The sequence below is a fragment of the Intestinimonas sp. RTP31139st1_F5_RTP31139_211217 genome (assembly GCF_040226735.1).
GTDB classification, from domain to species: Bacteria; Bacillota; Clostridia; order Oscillospirales; family Oscillospiraceae; genus Intestinimonas; species Intestinimonas butyriciproducens.
The window spans coordinates 1-7898 of sequence record NZ_JBCOAQ010000068.1 but is presented as its reverse complement, the minus strand read 5'-3'; the positions used below and the strand labels follow the sequence as shown (position 1 = coordinate 7898).

General features: G+C 65.8%; 4 protein-coding genes. 1 reads left to right on the top strand and 3 read right to left on the bottom strand.

Annotated elements, in window-relative coordinates:
• Positions 1-15: 15 nt before the first annotated feature.
• From ABUA09_RS17730 to ABUA09_RS17720, 3 genes are read right to left on the bottom strand one after another with little or no spacing between them, the layout of a single operon-like run.
• Positions 16-1275 carry a competence/damage-inducible protein A gene (locus ABUA09_RS17730; RefSeq protein WP_279202568.1) on the bottom strand — a complete coding sequence of 420 codons (1260 nt, stop codon included), beginning with the start codon at positions 1273-1275 and terminating at the stop codon, positions 16-18.
• A gap of 37 nt (positions 1276-1312) precedes the next feature.
• The gene (gene thiI, locus ABUA09_RS17725; RefSeq protein WP_208318979.1) at positions 1313-2485 is read right to left on the bottom strand and encodes a tRNA uracil 4-sulfurtransferase ThiI; all 1173 of its coding nucleotides are present in this window, start codon (positions 2483-2485) and stop codon (positions 1313-1315) included.
• A gap of 51 nt (positions 2486-2536) precedes the next feature.
• Entirely contained in the window at positions 2537-4057 is a 1521-nt protein-coding gene (locus ABUA09_RS17720; RefSeq protein WP_349949598.1) for a YifB family Mg chelatase-like AAA ATPase, read from the bottom strand.
• 233 nt (positions 4058-4290) lie between these two features.
• Between ABUA09_RS17720 and nifJ the strand changes: the two genes are divergently transcribed.
• Positions 4291-7854: a pyruvate:ferredoxin (flavodoxin) oxidoreductase gene (nifJ, locus tag ABUA09_RS17715; RefSeq protein WP_279202566.1), complete on the top strand. Its 3564-nt coding sequence runs from the start codon at positions 4291-4293 to the stop codon at positions 7852-7854.
• The last annotated feature ends 44 nt before the right edge of the window (positions 7855-7898 follow it).

Here is a 7898-nt window from a genome sequence, read left to right as displayed (position 1 = left end):
CCCCCGCCTCCGCCGTCATTCCGCCCACGGCCGGCCGGTGAGATACCGCCTCACCAGATCGAGGGCGTGGAGGGAGGCCCGGCTGCGCACCATTGCGCGCCCCCTTCCCAGATGGAGCTCCTGCACATGGCAGAACTCCGCGCCGGCCAGGGCCACATATACCAGTCCCACGGGGTTCCCCCGGTCGTCCGGGTCCGGCCCGGCCACGCCGGTGGTGGAGACGGCCAGATCGCACCCCAGTACCCTGCGGGTGCCCCGGGCCATGGCCTCGGCCACCTGGGGGGACACGGCCCCGTATTGATCCAGCAGCGCCTGTGGTACGCCCAGCACATTGTGCTTTACCTCGTCGGTATAGCTCACCACGCCGCCCTTCAGGACGGCGGAGGCGCCCGGTAGATCCGTCATGCGCTTGGCCACCAGGCCCCCGGTGCAGGACTCCGCCGTGCCGAAGGTGAGGCCCTGGGCCTCCATCAGGGCGAAGGCCACCTCCTCCAGACTCTTTACGTCCGCGCCGTAGATCACGTCTCCCAGCAGGTCCCGCAGCTCCTCCTCCACCGGGGCGATGAGGTCCCGGGCCTCGGCCTCGGTGGGGGCCTTGGCGGTGATGCGCAGCTCCATCTCCCCCTCCTTGGCGTAGGGTGCCAGGGTGGGGTTCGTCATGGCGTTCATGCGCTCCCGCAGCAGGGCCTCCACCGAGGACTCCCCCATCCCGAATATCTTCAGCGTTCGGGATACGATGGTGCCGTCGGCCAGCGCCCTGAGGTAGGGCAGGGCCCGGTGGGTGAACATGGCCCGGCACTCCCTGGGGGGGCCGGGGAGCATGATGACCCGTACCCCCTCCGCCTCAAAGGCGCAGCCGGGGGCGGTGCCCCAGTCGTTTGCAAAGATGGTGCAGCCCTCCGGCAGCATGGCCTGCTGGAGGTTGTTCTCCGTCATGGGCCTGTCGGGGTGGAGGCGCTGGAAGTAGCTGCGGATGCGCTGGGCCGAGGGCTCGTCAAAGACCAGCTCCCGCCCGAAGACCTGGGCCAGAGTCTGCTTGGTGAGGTCGTCGCAGGTGGGCCCCAAGCCGCCGGTGGTGATGAGGATGTCGGCCCGCCGCCGGGCGATCTCCACAGCGGAGCGGAGCCGGGCGGGATTGTCCCCCACCACCGTGTGGTAGTAGACGTGGATGCCCAGCTCCGAAAGGCCCTGGGAGATCATCTGGGCGTCTGTATTGGCGATATTGCCGAGGAGCAGTTCGGTGCCCACGGCGATGAGTTCCGCGATATGAGACATATGCGTTTCCTTCTTCCTGGCTTCCCGCAGATTTTTCTCAGCCGCCCACCTGGACCCGCTCGATGCCCTCCAGGGCCTCTTTTACCAGACCCTCCATATCCAGGGGCTCCTCGATGGCCTCCACATCCTCCAGCCGGGGCCGGGTGCGGGGATGGCGGGGCGTGAACACGGTGCAGCAGTCCTCATAGGGCAGGATGGAGGTCTCGAAGGTGCCGATCTTCCGCGCGATGCGGACCGCCTCCTCCTTGTCCATCCCCACCAGGGGCCGGAAGATGGGAAGCGCGGTGACGGCCCCGGTGACGGCCATGGCGTCCATGGTCTGGGAGGCCACCTGTCCCAGGGACTCGCCGGTGACCACGGCGCGGCAGCCCGTGCGCCGGGCCACCCCCTCCGCGATGCGCATCATGAACCGGCGCATGAGGAGGGTGAAGTAGTCCTCCGGACAGGAGCGGCGCAGCTCCTCCTGGATGTGGGTGAAGGGCACCACATGGACCGTAAGGCGTCCGCACCAGGGGGTGAGCAGCTTGGCCAGCTCCAGCACCTTCTCCCTGGCCTCGGGGGAGGTGTAGGGGTAGGAGTAAAAGTGGACCATCTCCAGGGCCACACCCCGCTTGGCCATCATCCAGGAGGCCACCGGGGAGTCAATGCCGCCGGAGAGCAGACTGAGCGCCCGCCCGCTGGTCCCCACCGGCAGGCCGCCCGCCCCCGGCTCCGGGTCGGCATGGACGAAGGCGGCGTAATCCCGCACCTCCAGGTGGACGGTGAGCTCCGGCTGGTGGACGTCCACCTGCAGGTTGGGATAGAGGTCGTCCAGCTCCCCGCCCACCCACTGGGACAGGGCGATGGAGGTCATGGGGAAGGACTTGTCCGCCCGCTTGGACTCCACCTTGAACGTATGTGCGGCGGAGAGCTTGTCCCCCAGATAGCTCCGGGCGGTCTCCAGCATAGCCTCCCGGGTCTTTTCACAGGCTTTGGCCCGGGAGATCCCCACCACACCGAACACGTGCTTCATGGCCTCGTAGGCCGCGTCCATGTCGCAGGTGTCGCTGAGGGGCTCCACATAGGTGGTGGACTGGCGGGTGTACACCCGGAACTTGCCCAGCGGGCGCAGCCGCCGGGCGATGTTGGACTTGAGCTTGTCCTCAAAGGTGTGGCGGTTGGCGCCCTTGAGCACCAGCTCGCCCAGCTTGAGCAGGATCATTTCGGTCATAGATTTTGTCTGACTCCTTTCGGATGGCGGGCGGGGACGGGCGATGCCCTGTCACCGCCGCAAATAGCCGCTCTCCCGGTATTGGATGGCCTCGGCCAGGTGGTGGACCCGGATGCCGGGGCTCCCCTCCAGGTCCGCGATGGTCCGGGCCACCCGCAGGATGCGGTCATAGCTCCGTGCGGTCAGGCCCATGCGCTCATAGGCACCCTTCATCACGGCCCGGCAGTCCCCGTCCAGGGCGCAGCAGCGCTCCAGCTCGGCAGGCCCCATACGGGCGTTACAGTCCGGGCCGTCGGGTCCGAAGCGCTCGGTCTGCCTGCGCCGGGCGGCGTCCACCCGGCGCTTGATCTCCGCCGAGGACTCCCCGGCGCTCTTTCGGGAGAGGGCCTCGTATTCCAGGGGAGGCACCTCCACATACAGGTCGATGCGGTCCAGCAGGGGGCCGGACAGCTTGCCCAGGTATTTTTCCACCTCTCCCGGCGAGCAGCGGCAGCGCCCGGAGGGGTGGCCGTACCAGCCGCACTTACAGGGATTCATGGCGCATACCAGCATGAAGCGGCTGGGAAACACCTCGGTCCCGGAGGCCCGGGAGATCTGGACCCGCCCGTCCTCCAGCGGCTGGCGCAGGGCCTCCAGCACGTCCTTGTGAAACTCCGGCAGCTCGTCCAGAAAGAGGACGCCGTTGTGGGCCAGGGAGATCTCCCCCGGCCGGGGCGCAGGCGCGCCGCCCCCCGCCATCCCCATGGCGGAGATGGTGTGGTGGGGCGCACGGAAGGGCCGCAGGGTCAGCATGGGCCGTTCTCTCCCCGTAAGCCCCATCACCGAGTGGACCGCGGTGGCCTCCAGGGCCTCTCGCCGGGTCATATCCGGCAGAATGGAGGGCAGGCGCCGGGCCAGCATACTCTTGCCTGAGCCGGGCGGCCCCACCATGGCCAGGTTGTGTCCGCCCGCAGCGGCGCTCTCCAGGCAGCGTTTCACCTGCTCCTGGCCCTTGACGTCGGCACAATCCGGCGCGTCCCCGTTCTCCGGCGCCGGCCTCCAGACCGGAGCGGGCGGGAGTGGACGCTCTCCCCGGAGATGGGCCGTCAGGGCCTGCACATCCTCCACCGGATAGACCGTCATGCCCCCGGCCAGCGTAGCCTCCGGCGCCGAGTCGGCCGGCACGAAGAGGGTGCGGAGCCCCGCCGCTCGGGCCGCCAGCGCCATGGGCAGCATCCCCGCCACCGGCCGCACCTCCCCCGAGAGGGAGAGCTCCCCCACAAAGGCCGCATCCGCCGGCGGGGCGGGGAGCTGGCCCCCCGCGCACAGGATCCCCACCAGAATGGGCAGGTCATAGACCGTGCCCGCCTTTTTCCGGTCCGCTGGGGCCAGATTAACGGTGATGCGGGAGACCGGAAAGGTAAACCCGCAATTTTTCACCGCCGCGCGCACCCGCTCCCGGGCCTCCCGCACCGCCGCGTCGGGCAGGCCCACAATGTCGAAATTGGGCAGCCCCCCGGAGAGATCGCACTCCGCGGCGACCAGATACCCTGTGACGCCGTGGAGTCCCAAGGAATTGAGTTTGCACAGCATGGCCCGCCCCTCTTTCCGGAACATTTCTCTTAACTATACCCTATTTTGCAGGGGTTTTCAAGTTTAGAACTTCGTCATTTTTTCCGTTTCGCCAAATTGGAGGGGCCAATTTTGGTCTCATCGCCGAAAATCTTCGTTGGAAGTAAGATGCGGTTTACAAATGAAGCGAGGAGTGATACTATAAAGGGCGAAAAAATGGAGTTGTATCCATTTAAATAAGGAGGAAACAAAGCATGGCAAGGAAAAAGAAGTCCATGGACGGCAACACCGCCGCGGCGCATGTCTCCTATGCGTTCACGGAGGTTGCCGGTATCTACCCCATCACCCCCTCCAGCCCCATGGCCGATAATGTGGACCAGTGGGCCGCCGCAGGCCGCAAGAACATTTTCGGAGATCCCGTCCGGGTCATCGAGATGCAGTCCGAGGCCGGCGCCGCAGGCACCGTGCACGGCTCACTGAACGCCGGCGCCCTGACCACCACCTATACCGCCTCCCAGGGTCTGCTGCTGATGATCCCCAACATGTATAAGATCGCCGCCGAGCTGCTGCCCGCGGTGTTCCACGTCTCCGCTCGGACCGTGGCCACCCAGAGCCTGAACATCTTCGGCGACCATTCCGACGTTATGGCCTGCCGCCAGACCGGCTTTGCCATGCTGGCCGAGACCAACCCCCAGGAGGTCATGGACCTGGGCGCAGTGGCCCATCTGGCCGCCATCAAGGGCCGCGTCCCCTTCCTCAACTTCTTTGACGGCTTCCGCACCTCCCATGAGATCCAGAAGATCGACATCTGGGACTACGAGGATCTGAAGGACATGGTGGACATGGACGCCATCGAGGCCTTCCGCGCCCGCGCCCTGAACCCCGAGCACCCCACCATGCGCGGCTCCCACGAGAACGGCGATATCTTCTTCCAGCACCGCGAGGCCTGCAACCAGTACTACGAAGCCGTCCCCGAGATCGTGGAGGAGTACATGGGCAAGGTCAACGCCAAGCTGGGGACCAACTACCAGCTCTTCAACTACTACGGCGCGCCCGACGCCGACCGCGTCATCATCGCCATGGGCTCCATCTGCGACGTGGCCGAGGAGGTCATCGACTACCTCAACGCCCATGGTGAGAAGGTCGGCCTCGTGAAGGTCCGCCTGTACCGCCCCTTCCGCGCCGACAAGCTCCTGGCCGCCATCCCGGAGACCGCCAAGAAGATCGCCGTCCTGGACCGCACCAAGGAGCCCGGCTCTCAGGGCGAGCCCCTCTACATGGACGTGATCACCGCCTTTGCCAACGCCGGCCGTCAGGCCGTCATCACCGGCGGTCGCTACGGCCTGGGCTCCAAAGATACGCCTCCCCGCAGCGTCTTCGCCGTCTACGAGGACCTGGCCAAGGACGCGCCCAAGCACGAGTTCACCATCGGCATCGTGGACGACGTCACCAACCTCTCCCTGCCTGAGCACGACTGCCCCAACACCGCGGCGGCCGGCACCATCGAGTGCAAGTTCTGGGGCCTGGGCGGCGACGGCACCGTGGGCGCCAACAAAAACTCCATCAAGATCATCGGCGACCACACCGACAAGTATGTGCAGGCGTACTTCCAGTACGACTCCAAGAAGACCGGCGGCGTGACCATCAGCCACCTGCGCTTTGGCGACAAGCCCATCAAGAGCCCCTACTACATCAACAAGGCCGACTTTGTGGCCTGCCACGTGCCCGCCTACATCATCAAGGGCTTCCCCATGGTCCGCGACGTCAAGGACGGCGGCACCTTCCTCATCAACTGCCAGTGGAGCGATGAGGAGCTCGACAAGCACATGCCCGCCGTGGCCAAGCGCTACATCGCCGAGCACCACATCAACGTCTACACCATCGACGCCATTGACCTGGCCGCCAAGATCGGCATGGGCAAGCGCACCAACACCATCCTCCAGTCCGCCTTCTTCGCCCTGGCCAATGTCATGCCCCAGGACGAGGCCATCGGCTACATGAAGGACGCCGCCACCCACTCCTACCTGAAGAAGGGTCAGGACGTGGTGGATATGAACCATAAGGCCATCGATACCGGCGCCACCGCCTTCAAGAAGTTCAACGTCCCCGCCTCCTGGGCCACCGCCGCCGACGAGGTGAAGGAGGAGAAGCTGGAGGGCCGTGACTCCACCGTGAAGATGGTCACCGAGATCATGGAGCCTGTGGGCCGCATGGACGGCGACAGCCTCCCCGTCTCCGCCTTCTCCGACCACGTGGACGGCACCTTCGAGCAGGGCGCCGCCGCCTATGAGAAGCGCGGTGTGGCCGTCATGGTCCCCACCTGGAACGCCGACAAGTGCATCCAGTGCAACCAGTGCTCCTATGTCTGCCCCCACGCCACCATCCGTCCCTACGCGCTGACCGACGAGGAGGCCAAGAACGCCCCCGAGGCCGCCAAGATCGTGGACTTCAAGGCCGGCAAGGGCAAGGGCGTGTACAAGTTCTCCATCGCCGTGAGTCCCCTGGACTGCATGGGCTGTGGCGTCTGCGTGGGCGTGTGCCCGGTGAAGGCCCTGGAGATGGTTCCCCAGGAGTCCCAGGCCGAGCAGCAGCCTGTCTTTGATTACATGGTCGCCAAAGTCGCCGACAAGGACGACGTAGCCGACACCACCTCCGTCAAGGGCAGCCAGTTCAAGCAGCCCCTGCTGGAGTTCTCCGGCTCCTGCGCTGGCTGCGCCGAGACCAGCTACGCCCGTCTCATCACCCAGGTCTGCGGCGACCGGATGTACATCTCCAACGCCACCGGCTGCTCCTCCATCTGGGGCGGTCCCGCCGCCACCTCTCCCTACACCGTCAACAAGCAGGGCAAGGGTCCCGCGTGGGCCAACTCCCTCTTTGAGGACAACGCCGAGCACGGTCTGGGCTTCTACTATGGCCAGAAGGCCCTGCGTGACCGCCTGACCGAGCAGACCAAGGCTCTCCTCGCCATCGACTACGCCGACGAGGACATCAAGGCCGCCGGCCAGGAGTGGCTGGATACCAAGGCGGACGGCGTGGCCAACGCTGAGGCCACCAAGAAGTATGTGGCCGCCCTGGAGGCCATTGTCTCCCAGCGGGGCGACTGCGGCTGCGCCGCCTGCAAGCTGGCCCGTGAGATCCTGGCCCACAAGGAGTTCCTCGCCAAGAAGTCTATCTGGATCTTCGGCGGCGACGGCTGGGCTTACGACATCGGCTTCGGCGGTCTGGACCATGTGCTGGCCTCCGGCGAGGACGTGAACGTGATGGTCTTTGATACCGAGGTGTACTCCAACACCGGCGGTCAGGCCTCCAAGTCCACCAATGTGGGCGCTGTGGCCCAGTTTGCCGCCGCCGGCAAGACCATGCCCAAGAAGTCCCTGGCCGAAATCGCCATGAGCTACGGTTATGTGTATGTGGCCCAGGTGGCCATGGGCGCCAATCCCGCCCAGACCCTGAAGGCCATCACCGAGGCCGAGAACTACCACGGCCCCTCCCTCATCATCGGCTATGCCCCCTGTGAGATGCACTCCATCAAGGGCGGCATGACCAACTGCCAGAGCGAGATGAAGAAGGCCGTCGAGTGCGGCTACTGGAACATGTTCCGCTTTAACCCGGCTCTGAAGGCCGAGGGCAAGAGCCCCTTCACCCTGGACTCCAAGGCCCCCGCCGGCGGCTATCAGGAGTTCCTCATGAACGAGGCCCGCTACTCCGCTCTGACCCGCGCCTTCCCGGAGCGCGCCGAGAAGCTCTTCCAGGAGAACGAGGCGTTGGCCAAGGCCCGTTACGAGCATCTGGTCAAGCTCCAGGAGCTCTACGCCTGATCCATTCCCAAAACCCATAAACGCATTTGAAAAGCGGCCCCGCG